Raw genomic sequence first — 17,763 nt, 5'->3', positions numbered from 1 at the left:
TATAGTACAAACGTTCTGTACGGCGCTCTTGTTATAATCCTATCTCCATTAGCAGAATTTATCTTCCCTCAAGCAACGCCTTCAGCTCATATTTTTCCCGGTCGATTTCGCTCCGCGTACGTACACCCGAGCGCCGCAATATAGGTAATGGCGGGCACCATCCCTGCAGGCTGTGCTGGAGCAGGAATGACAGTACAACGGCTGGTAACGCCAGCCATTTCCTGTTGACCGTCGCGCCGAGCAAAAGACCGGTCAAGGCCAGTGTCGAGGCGTTGACTTCCAGCGTGCGCTCGACGTCCCACTCTTTGTCGAGCTCCTCAATGCGTCTATTGATGACTTCCTCGCTGCTGTTGGCGTAACGCCGGATGTTGCTATTTGTTCGGCGATCTATTTCGTGGTTCACGTGGGGCGCTGTTGAGTGACGAACGCGATCTGCGCTTGTTGGATCTTCGGCATGTAACATGATTTGTTCTCCTTTCAAGAGGTGATTTCACGGAAAGCATGATTGTTTATCAGCAGTTATTGATGCCACGGCTATTTGATAAAGACCGACAAAAGTGATTCAATAGCCCTTCTTTCTCTCTTCACTCGGGGATGAGGGCATACCCATCGAGTTGATAGACCGGCAACACCGTCAGCGCCGCCAAGGCGACGGTAACCTCCCGGTTTACCCAGGACGATGCGAAACCGCTATGAGCAAGTGCCTGCCCGCAGACATAGACGATGACGCCGTTCCGCTTCAACACTTCGATCAGCTCAAGATTGGGGTTATCGAACTGATATTTTTCCCTATAGTAGCGATTATCGAGTGATGCGGCTGTGGCGGGGCCATGGAGCACGGCGACGATCTTGAGTTTCTCGGGCGGAACTTTCGCAAGGGCGAAGATGTTAATCAGCCGGGCGATATGCTCAAGGCCCGGATTTACCTGTTCGGGCGCCTTCGCCGCTTTGGTTACATCGAAGAGAATTTTGTATTCCCGGTCGGGGCTAGGCTGAACCGCTGCCTCCGGCATGGATTGCACTTTTCCAAATCCCTGAATTACCGGGTTTTGCCACGCTGATTCCGCAGATGTCACTGGAATGTCGAACGCGAGGCCCAGCAGGAAACAACAGCTGATTAATCGACAATTCAGTTTCATGTTCAGCCTCGACAAACCGGAATGAGAGGATGAGCCAGTCAGGAAGAACTATTATTAAGCTTGATGTTTGGAATTCTCTGTGCGGAATGACACAGTCGAGGCGAAGATGAATTGTTTCTATCGGGCAGGGGACGGGGGCAATAGAGCAATCTTTTGTTTCCTATCCTCATGCGGAGGCGGAGGTAAGGACGCGCCAGAATCGCAATAGAAAGAAACGTTTGACAGAAACATATCTACTGTTTGAATTTATCTCACGAGAGCCTACGCCTCGGTTTTTGTCCCCTCGCATGAGCCAACGAGCGTTGCGGAATCGATAAGGTGATCGTGCATGTTCGCCGCCACTTGGGTTTTATCAGCGGTGGCTGGTAAATCAAGTACCGTATCGAGGGCGAACAACTGGAAGTGGTAATGGTGGGTGCCGCTGAAGTATTTGGGGCAGGGACCTTCGTATCCGTGAGTGCCGCCATTGGCAATTCCCTCGGTACCGCCCTCGGGAATATGACCGGGGGGTACAGATGTGGTCGTAGACGGTATGTTAAAAACAAGCCAGTGAATCCAGGGAGCCGGTGTTGCGTCGCGATCTTCCACGACAAGAACAAGGCTTTTGGTCTCTGGGGGAAGGTATCTAAACTCCAGGGGAGGACTGATATTCTCCCCAGCACAGGTGTGAGGCGTGGGGACATTGCTGCTATCGCGAAATGCTGGACTGTTAATAAACATGAAAGGCTCCTTTCTTACCTGCCTGTCTGATCGTGAACAAATAATACAAACGTTGCGCCCGCGAAAGCCGGCGGCGTCAAGCATGCCATTGTTGGTTTGAACTGGATTCCGGGTCAAGGCCCGGAATGACGAAACCTATAATATTTTCTAACCGGATCAAATAGCGTAGTAAAACAAAGATGAAATAGATAGGAAAATCTCGCGGAAATAGCCACGACCTTCTATGTAATACTATGGCATGGCAGACGATAATAATGGTATATCAGCAGGAACGATATGGCTCAGGTGACGGGACTGCCGATTAACAAAATTGCCATCTTCAGAGCGCTGAAGTTGGGCGATTTCCTGTTGTTCACGCCAGCATTGAAAGCTGTTCGGCGGGCCTTTCCACAAGCCACCATTGATTATATCGGGCTCCCCTGGAATAGGGAGCTTGCAAAGCGCTACAATCATTACATTGATGAGTTTGTCGAGTTTCCGGGGTTCCCGGGCTTGCCGGAATACCCGTTCAGCGCCAACGCGGTAACAGCGTTTCTGGCCAGCATGCAGGAGCGAAAATATGACCTTGTCTTGCAAATGCACGGCAAAGGCAATGTGTCGAATCTCCTCGTTTCCCTTTTTGGAGCCGGGGCAGTGGCTGGGTTTTCGGGTGAGGAAGAGTACTGGCCTAATAGTGATTTCTTTATACCATACCCTGCCGACCAGCCCGAGCTATTGAGAAGCCTGACCTTACTGGAGTTTCTCGGGATGGGTCAGCCAAACAAGGCAATGGAGTTTCCGGTATTCGAGGCAGACTATCAGAAACTTCATGCATTGGAAGAATACCAGGCTATTCGGGGAGAGCCCTACGTCTGTTTACATCCGGGGGCTATTTCCGCAACACCATGGCCATCCGGGCATTTTGCGGCAGTGGCGGACAGCTGCGTCAAGCAAGGCTTGAAGGTCGTCCTGACGGGTACTGCGGAAGAGAAGTTGTTGACACAAGCAGTGATGGGAAAAATGACGGGTGCGGCGATTGATATGGCAGGTAAAACGGATATTGGCTCGCTCGCAGCCCTGATAAAAGACAGTCGAGCGGTAATTTCCAACGACACGGGTGTTGCGCACCTGGGGGTCGCGGTTGAGGCGCCGAGCGTTACCGTCTTTACGACAACCGATCCTTGGATCTGGGGTCCGCTTGATCAGGTTCGACATCGGGTTGTGTCGGGGAGTGCTGTCAGGACGCCCGAGGCGGCGATCTTGGCGACCAACGCGCTGCTGGAGAATGAAAGGAGAATCTCATAAAACAAAAGAGACTGCGGGTTTTTACCTGGCATATTCACGGCAATTATCTTTACTATCTCACCCAGGCCCCCTTTGAATTTTATTTACCTAAAGGAGAGGGCGAAGGTTATGGCGGCCGCGCGCGGGGGTTCGACTGGGGGAATAACGTACATGACGTTCCTGTCGATGAGGTTAAGAATCTCGATTTTGACGTGATATTGTTTCAACATCGCAAGAATTACGAAGTTGACCAGTACGAGGTACTATCCGAGAACCAGCGCCAGCTCCCCAAAGTTTATCTCGAACACGATCCCCCGCAAGAGCACCCGACCAATACGATGCACTGGGTGGACGACGCGTCCACGCTGTTGGTCCACGTGACCGACTTTAATCGTCTGATGTGGGATAACAACCGGACGCCGACGGCAGTCATCGATCATGGTGTGATGGTGCCGGACAATGTGGCGTACACCGGGGAGCATCCGAAAGGCGTCGTGGTGGTGAATAATATTCATAAACGCGGCCGCCGGTTGGGTCTGGATGTATTCGAAAAAATCCGTGAAAAGATACCGCTGGATCTGGTAGGGATGGGTACAGCCGAACTGGGTGGCCTGGGCGAAGTGCCGCACGATGAGCTGCCAGCTTTCGTCGCAAAATATCGTTTCTTCTTTAATCCGATTCGCTATACGAGCCTGGGCCTGTCGGTCTGTGAAGCGATGATGACGGGATTGCCGATGGTAGGGCTTGCTACAACCGAGATGGTGACGGCGGTTGAAAACGGGAAGACTGGCTACGTTGAAACCGATGTTGACAAGCTTATCGAGCGGATGCGCTATCTGATCGATTACCCCGAGCATGCCAGAGAACTGGGCCGAAACGCCAGGAACTATGCAAACCAGCGCTTTAATATAAAGCGATTCGCAAGTGACTGGCAGCGCGTCGTTAGTTGTGTTGTCGAAAAGGCTCGCTAAGCTGTTGCGGGAGGTAGTAATTCCGCGGCTAGCTCAAGTACCTCTGTAGCCGCTATGCTTTCAACAAATGAATACAGATGCTCACAGCTGGACGTTACGGGTTGAAACGGCCATGGTGAAACAGGTTTAATGCCGCACTCTGGACATTCAAGCTGCCAGCCTATAGCGAGGCGGTGACGATTCCGGTTAAGCGGACCCCAGTTGAGCACGTTGGGCGCCCAATAAATCCCGACAGTCGGGGCGCCCACTGCTCGCGCCAGATGAAGCGGCCCGGTGTCGTTGCTGATGACCAGTGCGCTTTTCTGCAGAAGCGCCGCCAACCCGCCAAGGGCAAGCGACGTGCAGGGAATAGCAGTATGTTTCATTGCCTGCAGGACGTTTGTAACGATGTCTTCTTCTTTTGGCGTGCCCGTCAAAACAACTTCATATCCCCTTTCAATCAGGCTATCCGCTACATCGGCAAATTTGGCCGCCGGCCATACCCGCCGCATGTCATCCGCACCAGCATGGATTACGACATAAGGCCTGCCTTTAATGATTTCTCCAAGGGGAGCAGTTTCCTGCTCGTCTGTTTCCGTTACTTCAAGACGGGGTTCGAGATTAGCGGTACGAGCTCCTATTAAAGCGGCAATCTCCAGATTGCGCAGAATCTCGCTTTGGTAATGCACATAAGGAATAAAGCGATCGATGGGCTCGGCCGCCGCGTTGCGGGTGCCTGCTGTGAGAGCCGCGCCGAGCTTATTGATAAAAGGATTGGCAGCTTTACCGCTACCCTGCATGTGAATGACAACGGCAAACTTTTCAGCCCGCATGGCCTGGTAAAATAGCTCAACCTCGGCTGAGTCAACTTTCGGACCGGTATTATTGGCTCGACCTCCTTCAACCGAATCGTTGACGCCGGCAAGTACTGGAACGCTGATGACCCGGTCGACCACAGAAGGCCGTACGGCCAGGAAGTCCTTTACCCACGGTCTCGCAAGCAGGACCAGTTCTGCGTTCGGGTAGGTTTCTTTTATCGCCGCTAATGCAGGCAAGGTGACGATAAAATCACCTAGCGCCTTCGCGTGGAGAACGGCGATTTTATGCGGTGTGCTGGATAAATAAGCTGTTGCCAACGTTAATTACAGCGCCCCGCCACTCTTGGGTCAAATCGAGCCTCCAAGCCTATAGCGGGAAGACTAATCAATTTGGCCAATTGCTTTGCTGACGTCGGCGGGAGTCTCAAAGTTCTCATCTGGCAGTTGCTCGAGCGTTCGCATTATATTTTCATCCGCCCCTTTGGATTTGGCATGCTTTACAACTTCCTCCTTGCTCGCGGGGTAATCCATGCCGGATAGGAACTTTTGCACTTGAATCGGATTGGCTTTTGTCATAACTCCTCCATTTTGAAGTTTGTCTTACATCTCAATCCTGGCTTTTTCCCGCAGATCTTTGATCTTCTCTGTCGCCGTCACTGCTGTCGCTCCAATCTTCCAGATTGTGGTCCGGATTCTTTTTATAGCACCCGTCATAGCTTTTGTCATCCTACCGTATGCTGGGGTGTATTTTTTTATTCATTAAATTCATCGGGCAACTGATCCATCGTCGAGCCGTTCAGCCATTGGTCATCGGTCGCTTGAATCAAGCGGCTCCAAGCGACCACATAAACGCACGTATCAGCCGATCGCTACCATCGATCATTGGCATAGCACCACCGGAAGCAATCGATAACCCCCATATACGAACTCTAAAGGTCCTCGCGCCGGATCTGAGTTCCTGCTATCCGATCATACTTACTTTCACGGACATCCAATAGCAGCAGCGTCGCCTTTCGCGCTGCAAGACAGCGCTCTAAATCTCTCTGATACGCCGCCCGAGAGGCGGCTCTTGATACTGCTCTTATGTGTAATGGCGAACAGAAATTAAATACCCGGAAGGGAATAATAAATGACAAGTAAAGGCGAATTAAACGCCGTACGTTATTGTGATTTCGATTGGTTAACTGGTTTAAGGAGAAACGCCATGAACAATATAATCTGGTGGGTAGGCTTTATAGTTATCCTTCTTGCTGTCTTGAGCTTTCTTGGGTTGCGGTGAGGACGGCCCGGACGCACTATTAGATACGCAATTAGCGTGCTAAACGATGAGCGCATCGTTCCATTTTGTCATGTAGCAAGGCAGCATGTTTTTCCCCATGCATGATCCATGATTTTTTATTATCTGTTGAGAAAAGCCGGTATGGAGCGATCCCCTGCAGCTTACCAACGCGTTCCGAGCCTGTAGTACGGCTATCAGGAGATGGTAACCGTCATACTCAATAGCAATACAGCATTGCGGCGGCGCGAAATGTCTCCTCGCCTGGGGGCCAGCGCTAATCACGTCAGAATTATCAATGCAAACGCCGGGCCGCCAATCACCCTTCGAAATCCTTTGCCGCTATTTGCCTCGGTGCCCATTGTTTCAATGGCGGAGGCAGTGGCCTTTGCATGGGGGTTTTCCGGCAAGTCGCGAATGAAAGAACGGCTTTTTTTCAGCCGATCAACCGTAAACAGCCATAATATGACTGGAAGTCTGCGTGACAGTACAACGGTACTTTTTCCTTCCTTTCATCCATATCTGATATTCACCGTACAGCCTTATCGATATTCACTGTCTTAAGGCTGCCTCATCCATACGCGGAGTCAGGCGTATTCTCGAGTCAGGCGTATTCTCCTGAGCCAGGGGTACCATTAGTGCAACGATTTGACTTTGCGTTGTAGTCAAGGTGCGAATAGCGGAGTAATCCCAATGACTTCTCGACGTCATAATGAAGGTCTGGCCGCACTGGGGCCAGAGGCTCTGGCGGCACAAGCCGCCACCGCGGGGTTGATTTATGTTTGTGACAACTCTCCAGGGATCAGCAGGTTACGTTGGGGTCGGGGGTTTCGTTACATTGGCCCCGATAAAAAGGCGCTGACCGATAAGACCGAGCTTGAACGCATCGCCCGGCTGGCGATACCCCCCGCTTATACTGACGTCTGGATTTGCCTTCACGCGCGCGGTCACTTGCAGGCAACCGGACTGGATGCCCGCAAGCGCAAGCAGTACCGCTATCACCCTGAGTGGCATATGGTGCGGGAGGGCATCAAATTTGATCGAATGGTGGAATTCGGAGAAGCCCTGCCCGGGCTTCGCCAGTGCCTGCAGCGTGACCTGAGAAAATGGGGTTTGCCGCGGGAGAAGGTTGTTGCGGCTATTGTGTATCTGCTTGACACCACGCGCGTGCGAATTGGCAATCTATCCTATGCGCGCGACAATCATAGCTTCGGGCTTACGACGTTACGCAAACGGCATCTTGCCTTCAGCAACGAGCGCCGGGCGCTACTGAAATTCCAGGGCAAGAGCGGCGTTGAACATGAGGTCAGGATTGATGATAGACGCATCGTGAAAATCATCCGTGATTGCCAGCAGCTGAGGGGTCAGCATCTTTTTCAGTATCTGGATGAACATGGCAAGCGCCGCGCCGTAGGAGCGGAGCAGGTAAACAGCTACCTCCACGAAACCATGAATGCCGAGTTCACCGCCAAGGATTTCCGGACCTGGGGCGCGACGTTGAGAGCCTTTGAACTTATGCTGAATACGCCATTGCCGGAGTCTCCAACTAAACGCGCCCTTAGCGCCTGCGTTGTAGCTGCGACGAGAAAAGTCGCTGAAGAGCTGCGCAATACCCCTGCAGTCTGCCGGAAATCTTACATAAATCCCCTGGTGTTTTCCGCCTGGCAAAAAGGAATTCTCCACCGATGCACGCAAGAACCGGCAGCGGGAATGGGTGAGACATTGGAGTGCATGGTGCTGGCTTTTCTTCGCAGAGAAAAGGCAACGCCGGGGCAGCACGTACGTGCGCTGGAAGATGGCGTTTAAAAGTCCATTGCTTCCATTCGGATGCTCGAATTCAAGTTGTCAAATGGGGCAGCGTTCTATGCATGGCAACTTTCTACGCTGAGGTTGAAGAACTCGGCGGCCTAAATCGCTCGGCCATGGCATGGCTCAGCGTTCATCGATGCAAATACAGGAAGGGATATCGCAGGTTCAATGATGTTCAATCGGTTTTCTGCCTTCTTCCGGTGCATCATGAATCCCGATTAGGTCCAACCCGGCCAGCGTTTTTATATCCCGACCAATTTGCACAACTCTGCCTTCACAGATCGTCATTTTTCTTAAAAAGCTTTCTCAAAATGGCGAGGAGGCCCATTCCAGGCATCCAACTCTCGCAGTAATTCATATTTTTTTAACTTCGATATTTCCCCGCTATTTCGCCGCATTTGACTGACGTTTTCTTATCCCCTTCATCTACATGGCTATTTTTAGCCCCCGAAACTTTTTCGTCGTTTTATTTCAAGCTTTTGTTCTGAAATCACCTAGCATGTTTCTTGACTTTGCCATTTTTTTTAACTACAGTGGATAAAAGTGGGTAAAAGTGGGAGGAATTTTTGACGGCTTCGGTCCTGCAAAATAGAGGAGCCAATGTTTCCAAAGGGGCGCAATGTTTCGCGGTGGGACACCTATCAGTCTTGACAACAAGGGTAGACTCGCGGTGCCTGCGAAATACCGCGAGGGGCTTATTTCCCTCTGCGCGGGCCATTTGATTATTACCGCCGATCCTTCCAAGTGTCTGCTGATTTATCCCCAACCCGTGTGGGAACCCATAGAGCAAAAACTCAACAGTTTATCCAGCTTCAATCCGCAAACACGCAGTCTTCAACGTCTTCTTGTCGGCAATGCCAGCGACGTGGAGATGGACGGTTCGGGTCGCATTCTGGTGCCGCCGCCGTTGCGCCATTTTGCCGGCTTAAGCAAGGATGTGGTTCTGGTGGGGCAGGGGGCGAAATTCGAGCTGTGGGACGACGAGAAATGGAATTTGCAAATCGAGAACGCGCTGGCTTTCAAAGACGGCATTCCGGCGGAACTCGATGGTTTTTCACTGTAATGCGTGGTTGATACATACTTGCATACCACGGTTTTGCTGCAGGAGGCGGTGGATGCGTTGGCAGTCAAGCCGGACGGAACATACGTGGATGGTACTTTCGGCCGTGGCGGTCACAGCCGGCTCATCCTGGAACGATTGGGAAAAAACGGGAGACTGATAGCATTTGACAGGGATTTGGCAGCATTGGCGGCCGGACAGGCTTTCGGCGACGCACGTTTTTGTATGATTCATAGCAGCTTTGCACGAATACAGGAGGCTTTACAGCAGTTGGAAGTGGATCGTGTTGATGGGATATTGCTGGATTTAGGAGTGTCTTCGCCGCAACTTGAGGAAGCGCAGCGTGGTTTCAGTTTTCGCCTGGAGGGCTCGCTCGATATGCGCATGGACACGAGCCACGGGCAGACCGCTGCGGAATGGCTTGCCTCCGCTTCAGAAGCTCACTTGGAAGAGGTAATAAGAGACTATGGCGAAGAGCGGTTTGCTAAGCAGATTGCAAGAGCGATTGGTAAGGCTAGAGCGAGACAGCCCATCGTCACCACACATCAGCTTGCCGCTATCGTGGCAGCGGCCATGCCCTCGCGCGCGCGGGAAAGCAAACAGAATCCGGCGACGCGCACTTTTCAGGCTATCCGGATTTATGTCAATCAGGAGCTTGAGAAGTTGTCGCTGGTCCTGCCGCAATGCGTGGAAATTCTGAAGCCTGGCGGGCGACTTGTTGCTATCAGTTTTCACTCACTGGAGGACCGTATAGTGAAACGTTTCATGCGCGAATTGTCGAATCCCGACATTCTGCCGAAGGATTTGCCGCTGCGGGCAAAGGAAGTGCAACTTTTGAGCCGCCCGAAATTGCGCCTGATAGGCAAAGCGTTACGTCCGAGCGCCAGCGAGATTGCGATCAACCCCCGGGCCAGAAGCGCAGTAATGAGGGTTGCGGAACGAGTAAACACGACATAGTCGGGACAACAGCCATTACAGTGTTTCCGGCTTGTGAGAGACTGATGTGACCAGGATAAATATGTTGTTGACGTTAATTCTCGTTGCCTGCGCGCTGAGTGTTGTGACTTCACAGCATAAGGCGCGCAAGCTTTTTGTAGAGCTGGAAAAACAGCAGGAGTTGGCGGAGCAGTTGGCAGTGGAGTGGGGACAATTACAACTTGAGCAAAGTACCTGGGCGAAGCATACACGCGTCGAAAAAATCGCTACCGGACAATTGCGTATGCGCTTGCCTGACGCATCGCGCGGGCAGATCGTTCCGTTGACAATTTCCCGCACTCCAGCGGATTCCATAGAAGCATCGAAACCATGAAGCCCGGTCATGCGCCCCATATCATTTTGCCCGCGGGGCGCTCACGCCTGTTGGCGGCGTTATTGCTGCTGGGGTTGGCGGGATTGGCGGGACGCGCCGCCTATCTGCAGGGAATGCACAACGGTTTTTTGCAACAGAAGGGCGAGTCGCGTTACAGCCGTGTACTCGAAATGAGCGCAAATCGCGGAATGATCACGGATCGGCGTGGCGAACCGCTTGCGATCAGCACGCCGGTGGAATCGGTATGGTCGAGTCCTCAAGACATGAATGCAACACCCGAGCAATTAAGAAAACTGGCGGATCTGGTCGATCTGGATATAAAGGAACTCCGCCAACGGCTTGAGGGCCCTCGGCGTGGGCCGCAGGGCAGCACCCACGGCAGCCGGAAGCCTGAACCAAAGCGTGATTTTGTATACCTGAAGCGGCACTTATCGCCGGAAGTCGCCGCCCGAATAGTTGAACTCAACATGCCGGGCGTGTTTCTCAAACGGGAATACCGTCGTTATTATCCAGCGGGGGAGTTGACAGCTCATGTCCTTGGTTTTACCGATGTGGATGACAAGGGACAGGAGGGGATTGAGCTGGCCTGGCAGGACGAGCTGGCGGGCAAACCCGGAAGTCGACGCGTCATCAAGGATCGAAAGGGACATATTGTCGAGGATGTGGAAAGTATCCGGGCGCCGAGGTCAGGGGAGAACATTGCGCTTTCCATAGATAGTAAAATTCAGTATCTCGCTTACCGTGAATTAAAGCAGGCAATGGAAGTCAACAAAGCCAAGGCAGGCGGGATCGTGGTACTGGATGCACAGACAGGCGAGGTGATGGCGCTCGTTAACCTCCCTACCTACAATCCTAATAACCGGGCGAGCATGAATGCCGGCCGAGCGCGTAACAGGGCCTTGACGGATGTATTCGAGCCGGGTTCGACACTGAAACCATTTACCATAGCCGCGGCGCTCGAGGCCGGGGGCATAACGCCCGATACCGTTTTCGAAACAGCACCCGGCACATTTTCCATAGGTAGGGCGACAATACGCGATGCGCATCAGGAAGGCCCGCTGACGGTCGCGCAAGTGATCCAGAAATCCAGTAACGTCGGCTCGGCAAAAATTGCGTTGTCATTGCCGCCGCAAACATTATGGGAAACGCTGAGCGAGGCAGGATTTGGCACGCCGACCGGTTCAGGATTTCCCGGAGAAGTCGGCGGAAAGCTCCGCCCCTACCATACCTGGCGTCCGATCGAGCAGGCAACAATGTCGTATGGTCATGGCATTGCTGTGAGTCTGCTGCAACTCGCGCGCGCCTACACGCTGTTCTCCGGACAAGGTGAATTGAAACCGGTATCGCTATTGAGGCTCGATTCGGTTCCGCCTGGAAAGCGCGTACTGTCGCCGAACACCGCTCTTGCTGTCAGCAGAATGCTGGAAATGGTGGCGCAGCCGGGCGGTACCGCGCCGCAAGCCCAGATCAGAGGCTACCGGGTGGCGGGGAAGACGGGTACTGCGCACAAACTGGAAGGTAACGGCTACGCAAAAAACCGTTATCTATCCACGTTTGTCGGCTATGCGCCGGCTTCCAATCCAAGGTTTGTCATTGCAGTCATGCTGGATGAGCCGTCCGCCGGACAATATTTTGGCGGGGCGGTGGCGGCGCCGGTATTCAGCCGGGTCATGAGCGGCGCCCTGCGTTTGCTGAATGTGCCCAATGACGCGCCCATCGGCAGCGTAATGTCGCTGACGGTAGCACCCGGGCCGAAGGATGGCAAGGGTGACGTATGAGTTCAAGACCCGCTATTCGAAATAAGTTTTCGGAAAAACCGAAGCCATACTTTAACTGCCATGCGCTTGATAATCTGGGTGTCAGGATCAGCAGTCTTGTTACGGACAGCCGCATGGTTAAGCCGGGAGATACGTTTCTTGCTTATGCGGGGGAGAAGGCCGACGCTCGCAAATTCATCCCTCAAGCCATTGCAGCAGGAGCAAACGCGGTACTTTGGGATCCTGCCGGTTTCTTATGGGACCCGGCGTGGAAAACGCCCAATTTGCCAGTACCCGGGTTGGGAGCCAGAGCGGGCATTATTGCCGACCATGTATATGGCCATCCATCGCGGAAATTATGGCTCGTCGGTATTACGGGAACGAATGGCAAGACTTCCTGCAGCCATTGGATTGCTCAGGCGATGACCTCGCTGGATAGGAAAACCGCAGTTATCGGCACGCTGGGGATGGGCTTTCCCGGAGAGTTGGAACTGACCGCGAATACAACGCCTGACGCGGTGTTATTGCAAGGTAAACTGGCGGATTTTTTGCGACGGGGCGCCTCTTGTGTCGCGATGGAGGTGTCATCGCATGGGATTGTGCAAGAGCGTATCAACGGTGCGGCTTTCGCGGTCGCCATGGTCACGAATCTGTCGCGCGATCATCTCGATTACCACGGCAGCATGGAAGCGTACGCCGCGGCAAAAGCGCGATTATTCCGTTGGCCGGGACTCAAGTATGCCGTACTCAATCTTGATGATGCATTCGGCGCCAGCTTGCTGAACGATCTGGAAGGAACGGAAACGCAGATAATCGGGTATGGGTTTACCGAACCGCCGGCTCAGTTCCGGGATGATAAATTCAAAGTGCTTCGCGGACGCAATCTCAGGGCGAGCCCTCAGGGTCTGGAGTTTGATGTTGAATTTGAAGCTGAACATCTGGAATTTAAAACTGATGTCGTGGGACGCTTCAATGCTTCAAATCTGCTGGGCGTGCTCGCTACCCTGCTGGCCAGCGGCATCACGTTGGCCGACTCAGTGCGAGCCTTGCGCGTAGCGCAGCCTGTAGCAGGCAGAATGCAGCAGATAGGGGGCGGTGAACAGCCTTTCGTTGTGGTGGATTATGCTCATACGCCAGACGCAATGACAAAAGTATTGAACACGCTGCGAGAACTTCTTCATGCTGACCCGAGGGGTGATGCAGAAGCGGAAATCCGAAACCGAAGATTGATCTGCGTATTTGGTTGCGGAGGGGAGCGTGACCGCGGCAAGCGCCCATTAATGGGTGAAGTTGCAACGCAACTGGCGGACGAAGTCATTATCACCAGTGACAACCCGCGGACCGAGAACCCCGATGTCATTATCAGCGAGATCGTGGCAGGCGCAAGGGCCGGTTATCGCATCGAGAGGGACAGGGCGGCGGCTATTCAACAGGCGATTCGTGGCGCACGGAAGGGTGACATCGTCCTGATCGCGGGACGGGGACATGAAGCGTATCAGGAAATAGACGGGAAAAAACTCCCGCTCAGCGACACCGATGTCGCCAGGGGAATACTGATGGATACAGCACCGTTACAAGCATGATGACAGTGCAGGAAGCAGCCGGTGCTCTGCGCAGCGAATGGTTTGGCCAGGATGCGCATTTTACCGGAGTCAGTACCGATAGCCGGTCCGTGCAGCGCGGCGATTTATTTGTCGCTCTGAGGGGGCCCAAATTCGATGGTCACAATTTTATTGGCGAAGCGAAGGAAAAGGGCGCAGTGGCGGCGATGATTTATCGGGATGCTGATGCCAAAACCAGGGAGCCGGGCATTCCTCTGATACTGGTGGAGAATACGCTGACGGCATTGGGTCAGCTGGCTGCCCACTGGCGCGGACGCTTCAGCATCCCGGTCGTTGCGGTGACCGGCAGTAATGGCAAGACCACGGTAAAGGAAATGGTCGCATCGATCTTGCAGCGGGTGGTGGGGGCGGCGGGGCAGATAAACAGCTCCGCCAGGGTACTGGCGACGGAAGGTAACCTCAACAACGATATCGGCGTGCCGCTGATGCTTTTGAGATTGCGCGAATGGCATGACTATGCGGTGTTGGAAATGGGCATGAATCATTCCGGCGAAATCTCGTACTTGACGGCTCTGGTAAAACCCGGCGTGGCGCTGATCACCAATGCAGGGGAAGCGCATGTCGAAGGGCTGGGTTCCGTGGAAGCAGTGGCTTGCGCCAAGGGCGAGATTTTCGAAGGACTCGATCAACAAGGAATCGCCGTCATCAATGCTGATGATAGGCACGCTCCCTTATGGCGCAAACTCGCCGGCAACAGACAAGTGGTGGATTTTGGACTGGAGGGGAAACCAACGGTTAGCGCTCGCTATCAGTCCGATTTTTTCGGCAGCAGAATGGCTCTGGTTCTGCCTGATGGGGTAGAGGACGTGGAATTGCAGGTGCCTGGTGAACATAACGTGCGAAATGCGCTGGCCGCCGCCGCAGCAGCCGTGGCAATAGGGATTGGCGCTAAAGCGATAGCGTCGGGATTAGGTGCATTTCGCGGGGTGAAGGGCCGCATGCAGCGAATACGCGGGCTGCATGACGCAACCGTAATAGACGACACGTATAACGCCAATCCGGATTCGGTAAGGGCAGCGCTGGCCGTGCTGGCAAAAGCCGAGGGTAAAAAAATACTGGTGCTTGGCGACATGGGGGAGTTGGGCGGCAGCGCAAGGGATTTCCACGAACGAATCGGTATCGAAGCCCGCGTTGCCGGGGTCGACCGGTTGCTGGCGCTGGGTGAATTGAGCGCACATACCTCGGAGAAATTTGGCAACGGCGCGCGGCATTTCGAAAAAATCGAGGATTTGCTGGCTGAGGTGGAAAATCTGCTGGGCCCCGATGTGACGCTGCTGATAAAGGGATCACGCTTTATGCAAATGGAGCGGGTGGTCAAGCATATCAAATATGACTTTGACTCTTGATCCAGGGTCATCAATTTTAGCTATGTGGAAATCATGAGCAAGCTGATCCAATTTTTGCGTTTGCATGTTTCGGAGAATGAAGGCTTGTTCCGGCGGTTGCCATGCTGCTAGAACTTGCACAATGGCTTGCCAAGGATATACGGGTTTTCAATGTCTTTCATTACATTACATTGCGCACGGTTCTGGCGGCGCTGACCTCTCTTGCGATTTCGTTCATAGTCGGACCTGCCATGATACGAAAGCTCACGGCTTACAAGATCGGACAATCGGTACGCGATGACGGGCCGCAAACCCATCTAATCAAAGCGGGTACACCCACGATGGGCGGCGCGCTGATATTGGTATCCATTGCCGTTTCCACACTACTGTGGGCGGATTTGAGCAATCGCTACGTTTGGGTGGTGCTGCTGACCACGCTGGGTTTCGGCATCATCGGCTGGGTCGATGATTACCGTAAGGTGGTATATCGCAATCCGAAGGGACTCTCTGCCAGAGCAAAACTCTTCTGGCAATCGGCAATTGCGATCGTAGTGGCGCTATATCTTTTTTTAACGGCCGAGCTGCCAGCACAGACGACCATGATTGTTCCGTTCTTCAAACAAGTGGCGATACCGCTTGGCATAACCGGGTTTGTGGCACTTACCTATTTTGTCATAGTGGGTACCAGCAATGCGGTGAATCTGACTGACGGGCTTGATGGTCTGGCCATCATGCCGACAGTGATGATTAGCAGCGCCCTCGCCATTTTCGCCTATGTGGCGGGACATGCGGTATTCGCAAAATATCTCGGTATTCCACATATCCCCGATGCAGGCGAACTGGCGGTCTTCTGCGGTGCACTGGCAGGCGCGGGACTCGCCTTTCTATGGTTCAACGCTTATCCGGCCGAAGTGTTCATGGGCGATGTGGGCGCACTGGCCCTCGGCGCCGCACTCGGAATCGTTACCGTGATCGTGCGCCAGGAAGTCGTATTGGTCATCATGGGCGGCGTATTTGTGGTGGAAACCTTATCCGTGATGTTGCAGGTTGCTTCGTTCAAGCTGGTCGGCAGACGTATTTTTCGCATGGCGCCGCTGCATCATCACTACGAATTGAAGGGCTGGAAGGAAAATCAGGTAGTGGTACGGTTCTGGATCATCACCATGATGCTGGTGCTGTTTGGATTGTCGACATTGAAGCTGAGATGAAATCCAAAGCCTTATGAACTTGCGCGGAAAAACCGTATTAGTGCTCGGAATGGGGGAGTCGGGGCTCTCCATGGCCAAATGGCTATCACGCAAGGGAGCGGATGTACGTGCGGCCGACACCCGTACAGATCCGCCTTGCCTGGGCGAATTAAAACGGGCCCTGCCTCGCGTCCGGATAACCGTAGGGTCATTTGCGGCTGAGACTTTTGCCGGCCTCGATCTTATCGCCATCAGTCCCGGCGTAGCGCTGGCGGACCCGTTTGTCCGGCAGGCGGTGAAGGACGGTATTTCCGTAGTGGGCGACGTGGAACTTTTTGCTTTGGCAATCGCGCAACCCGGCATGCCAAGGCCAGCAATATTGGCCATTACGGGTTCCAACGGCAAGACGACCGTGACCGCCATGGCAGGGGCAATGGTAAAGGCAGCGGGTCGGGATGTCGAGGTAGCGGGGAATATTGGTCCAGCCGTGCTGGATGCGCTGATGCGGCGGGAGGATTCAGGAAAACTGCCTCAGGCATGGGTATTGGAAGTTTCCAGTTTTCAGTTGGAAACCACGCGAAGCCTTGGTGCCAATGCAGCAACGGTGCTGAATTTAAGCGAGGACCATTTCGACCGTTATGCGGGGATGCACGATTATGCCGCTGCCAAGTCACGGATATTTCTCGGCGGCCTCAATGGCAGCCCCAATGGCAGCCCCGATGGCGGTTCCAGTGGCAACACCGGTGAAGCCTTTGATCGCCGGGGCGTCCAGGTATTGAATCGTGACGATCCCATCGTTCGCGAAATGGCATTGATGGGGCGAAAGCAGATCACTTTCGGCCTGGATACCCCGCAAGGGGACAGCGACTTCGGTGTATTGCGTGAAGGCGAAAATATTTGGCTGGCGCAGGGAAACACCCGCCTGATGAAGACCAGTGAGCTTTGCGTCAGCGGCCTGCACAATGCGGCGAACGCGCTGGCTGCTCTGGCGCTATGCCGTGCCATCGCTCTGCCATTTGAACCGTTATTGCAGGCGTTGCGGGAATTCAAGGGCTTGCCGCATCGAATGGAGAAGGTTGCGGAATTCAGCGGTATTACCTTCTACGACGACTCGAAGGGTACCAACGTAGGGGCGACGGTCGCGGCCTTGAACGGTATGCGGCAAAGGGCGGTTTTGATAGCGGGTGGAGACGGCAAGGGACAGGACTTTTCACCTTTGGCGGGACCGGTAGCGGAACACGGGCGGGCTGTGGTGCTGATCGGGCGCGATGCGGGAAAAATCGCAACCGCGATAGGTCCCTGCGGGGTGCCGCTGCATCACGCATCCACGATGGAAGAAGCGGTGCAGAAAAGCTTTGGGCTGGCACAGCATGGCGATGCGGTACTGATGTCACCCGCATGTGCAAGCTTCGATATGTTCAGGAATTATGCTCACCGCGCCGAGGCTTTTGTTGCGGCGATCAGGCAAATACAAGCCGACAGTTGCAGGCCGGCAATTGCAGACCCGATTAGACATGCTTCATAAGCA

At 53.7% G+C, this 17,763-nt stretch carries 16 protein-coding genes; 11 read left to right on the top strand and 5 right to left on the bottom strand.

Features of this window, described 5'->3' with window-relative positions; genetic code table 11:
• Positions 1-58: 58 nt before the first annotated feature.
• The 3 genes from CRO05_RS00955 to CRO05_RS00945 all read right to left on the bottom strand — a co-directional run bounded on the left by CRO05_RS00955 (position 59) and on the right by CRO05_RS00945 (position 1,859).
• Entirely contained in the window at positions 59-463 is a 405-nt protein-coding gene (locus CRO05_RS00955) for a hypothetical protein (protein ID WP_097065434.1), read from the bottom strand.
• Between the two features lie 121 nt (positions 464-584).
• Positions 585-1,139 (bottom strand): DsrE family protein, encoded by a 555-nt coding sequence (locus CRO05_RS00950; RefSeq protein WP_097065433.1) that lies wholly within the window; start codon positions 1,137-1,139, stop codon positions 585-587.
• Positions 1,140-1,400: 261 nt separating this feature from the next.
• Positions 1,401-1,859, bottom strand: a complete 459-nt coding sequence (locus CRO05_RS00945; RefSeq protein ID WP_097065432.1) for a YbhB/YbcL family Raf kinase inhibitor-like protein — start codon at positions 1,857-1,859, stop codon at positions 1,401-1,403.
• 276 nt (positions 1,860-2,135) lie between these two features.
• Between CRO05_RS00945 and CRO05_RS00940 the strand changes: the two genes are divergently transcribed.
• Together CRO05_RS00940 and CRO05_RS00935 are read left to right on the top strand one after the other, a co-directional pair.
• Positions 2,136-3,143, top strand: a complete 1,008-nt coding sequence (locus tag CRO05_RS00940; protein WP_097065431.1) for a glycosyltransferase family 9 protein — start codon at positions 2,136-2,138, stop codon at positions 3,141-3,143.
• Between the two features lie 191 nt (positions 3,144-3,334).
• Positions 3,335-4,093, top strand: coding sequence for a glycosyltransferase family 4 protein (locus tag CRO05_RS00935; protein ID WP_235001231.1), 759 nt, complete (start codon positions 3,335-3,337; stop codon positions 4,091-4,093).
• Here CRO05_RS00935 and CRO05_RS00930 read toward each other — a convergent pair.
• Both CRO05_RS00930 and CRO05_RS00925 read right to left on the bottom strand, forming a co-directional pair.
• Complete coding sequence (locus CRO05_RS00930; protein WP_097065429.1) at positions 4,090-5,208, bottom strand: glycosyltransferase family 9 protein; 1,119 nt, start codon at positions 5,206-5,208, stop codon at positions 4,090-4,092. The two genes, CRO05_RS00935 and CRO05_RS00930, sit on opposite strands and share 4 nt — an antisense overlap.
• A gap of 63 nt (positions 5,209-5,271) precedes the next feature.
• Complete coding sequence (locus CRO05_RS00925) at positions 5,272-5,466, bottom strand: DUF2795 domain-containing protein (protein ID WP_097065428.1); 195 nt, start codon at positions 5,464-5,466, stop codon at positions 5,272-5,274.
• Between the two features lie 1,393 nt (positions 5,467-6,859).
• On the opposite strand from CRO05_RS00925, the gene CRO05_RS00915 reads away from it, so the two are divergent.
• The 9 genes from CRO05_RS00915 to murD all read left to right on the top strand — a co-directional run bounded on the left by CRO05_RS00915 (position 6,860) and on the right by murD (position 17,760).
• Positions 6,860-7,972 carry a DNA topoisomerase IB gene (locus CRO05_RS00915; RefSeq protein WP_097065426.1) on the top strand — a complete coding sequence of 371 codons (1,113 nt, stop codon included), beginning with the start codon at positions 6,860-6,862 and terminating at the stop codon, positions 7,970-7,972.
• Between the two features lie 622 nt (positions 7,973-8,594).
• A complete protein-coding gene (mraZ, locus tag CRO05_RS00910) occupies positions 8,595-9,038 on the top strand; it encodes a division/cell wall cluster transcriptional repressor MraZ (protein WP_097065425.1) in 444 nt (147 codons plus the stop codon).
• Between the two features lie 18 nt (positions 9,039-9,056).
• Complete coding sequence (rsmH, locus tag CRO05_RS00905) at positions 9,057-9,992, top strand: 16S rRNA (cytosine(1402)-N(4))-methyltransferase RsmH (RefSeq protein ID WP_097066584.1); 936 nt, start codon at positions 9,057-9,059, stop codon at positions 9,990-9,992.
• 61 nt (positions 9,993-10,053) lie between these two features.
• On the top strand, positions 10,054-10,344 hold the full coding sequence (gene ftsL / locus CRO05_RS00900) for a cell division protein FtsL (RefSeq protein ID WP_369831580.1): 291 nt from the start codon (positions 10,054-10,056) through the stop codon (positions 10,342-10,344).
• Positions 10,341-12,122, top strand: coding sequence for a penicillin-binding protein 2 (locus CRO05_RS00895; protein ID WP_097065423.1), 1,782 nt, complete (start codon positions 10,341-10,343; stop codon positions 12,120-12,122). Before ftsL ends, CRO05_RS00895 begins: the two co-directional genes overlap by 4 nt.
• Positions 12,119-13,684 carry a UDP-N-acetylmuramoyl-L-alanyl-D-glutamate--2,6-diaminopimelate ligase gene (locus CRO05_RS00890; protein ID WP_097065422.1) on the top strand — a complete coding sequence of 522 codons (1,566 nt, stop codon included), beginning with the start codon at positions 12,119-12,121 and terminating at the stop codon, positions 13,682-13,684. Before CRO05_RS00895 ends, CRO05_RS00890 begins: the two co-directional genes overlap by 4 nt.
• Positions 13,681-15,069, top strand: a complete 1,389-nt coding sequence (gene murF, locus CRO05_RS00885; RefSeq protein ID WP_181319799.1) for a UDP-N-acetylmuramoyl-tripeptide--D-alanyl-D-alanine ligase — start codon at positions 13,681-13,683, stop codon at positions 15,067-15,069. Before CRO05_RS00890 ends, murF begins: the two co-directional genes overlap by 4 nt.
• 101 nt (positions 15,070-15,170) lie before the next feature.
• Positions 15,171-16,256 carry a phospho-N-acetylmuramoyl-pentapeptide-transferase gene (gene mraY / locus CRO05_RS00880; protein WP_097065421.1) on the top strand — a complete coding sequence of 362 codons (1,086 nt, stop codon included), beginning with the start codon at positions 15,171-15,173 and terminating at the stop codon, positions 16,254-16,256.
• A gap of 13 nt (positions 16,257-16,269) precedes the next feature.
• Positions 16,270-17,760 carry a UDP-N-acetylmuramoyl-L-alanine--D-glutamate ligase gene (gene murD / locus CRO05_RS00875; RefSeq protein WP_097065420.1) on the top strand — a complete coding sequence of 497 codons (1,491 nt, stop codon included), beginning with the start codon at positions 16,270-16,272 and terminating at the stop codon, positions 17,758-17,760.
• The last annotated feature ends 3 nt before the right edge of the window (positions 17,761-17,763 follow it).

Origin of the sequence: Nitrosovibrio sp. Nv4 (assembly GCF_900215485.1) — a bacterium.
GTDB lineage: Bacteria > Pseudomonadota > Gammaproteobacteria > Burkholderiales > Nitrosomonadaceae > Nitrosospira.
Note: the sequence above shows the minus strand (reverse complement) of the source record. Positions and strands in the feature narration are given on the sequence as shown.

What these genes read in the sequence shown, in the direction of transcription:
- CRO05_RS00955 (WP_097065434.1), bottom strand. Translation starts at nt 463, where the DNA reads ATGTTACATGCCGAAGATCCAACAAGCGCAGATCGCGTTCGTCACTCA.
- CRO05_RS00950 (WP_097065433.1), bottom strand. Translation starts at nt 1,139, where the DNA reads ATGAAACTGAATTGTCGATTAATCAGCTGTTGTTTCCTGCTGGGCCTC.
- CRO05_RS00945 (WP_097065432.1), bottom strand. Translation starts at nt 1,859, where the DNA reads ATGTTTATTAACAGTCCAGCATTTCGCGATAGCAGCAATGTCCCCACG.
- CRO05_RS00940 (WP_097065431.1), top strand. Translation starts at nt 2,136, where the DNA reads ATGGCTCAGGTGACGGGACTGCCGATTAACAAAATTGCCATCTTCAGA.
- CRO05_RS00925 (WP_097065428.1), bottom strand. Translation starts at nt 5,466, where the DNA reads ATGACAAAAGCCAATCCGATTCAAGTGCAAAAGTTCCTATCCGGCATG.
- CRO05_RS00915 (WP_097065426.1), top strand. Translation starts at nt 6,860, where the DNA reads ATGACTTCTCGACGTCATAATGAAGGTCTGGCCGCACTGGGGCCAGAG.
- mraZ (WP_097065425.1), top strand. Translation starts at nt 8,595, where the DNA reads ATGTTTCGCGGTGGGACACCTATCAGTCTTGACAACAAGGGTAGACTC.
- ftsL (WP_369831580.1), top strand. Translation starts at nt 10,054, where the DNA reads ATGTTGTTGACGTTAATTCTCGTTGCCTGCGCGCTGAGTGTTGTGACT.
- CRO05_RS00895 (WP_097065423.1), top strand. Translation starts at nt 10,341, where the DNA reads ATGAAGCCCGGTCATGCGCCCCATATCATTTTGCCCGCGGGGCGCTCA.
- CRO05_RS00890 (WP_097065422.1), top strand. Translation starts at nt 12,119, where the DNA reads ATGAGTTCAAGACCCGCTATTCGAAATAAGTTTTCGGAAAAACCGAAG.
- murF (WP_181319799.1), top strand. Translation starts at nt 13,681, where the DNA reads ATGATGACAGTGCAGGAAGCAGCCGGTGCTCTGCGCAGCGAATGGTTT.
- mraY (WP_097065421.1), top strand. Translation starts at nt 15,171, where the DNA reads ATGCTGCTAGAACTTGCACAATGGCTTGCCAAGGATATACGGGTTTTC.
- murD (WP_097065420.1), top strand. Translation starts at nt 16,270, where the DNA reads ATGAACTTGCGCGGAAAAACCGTATTAGTGCTCGGAATGGGGGAGTCG.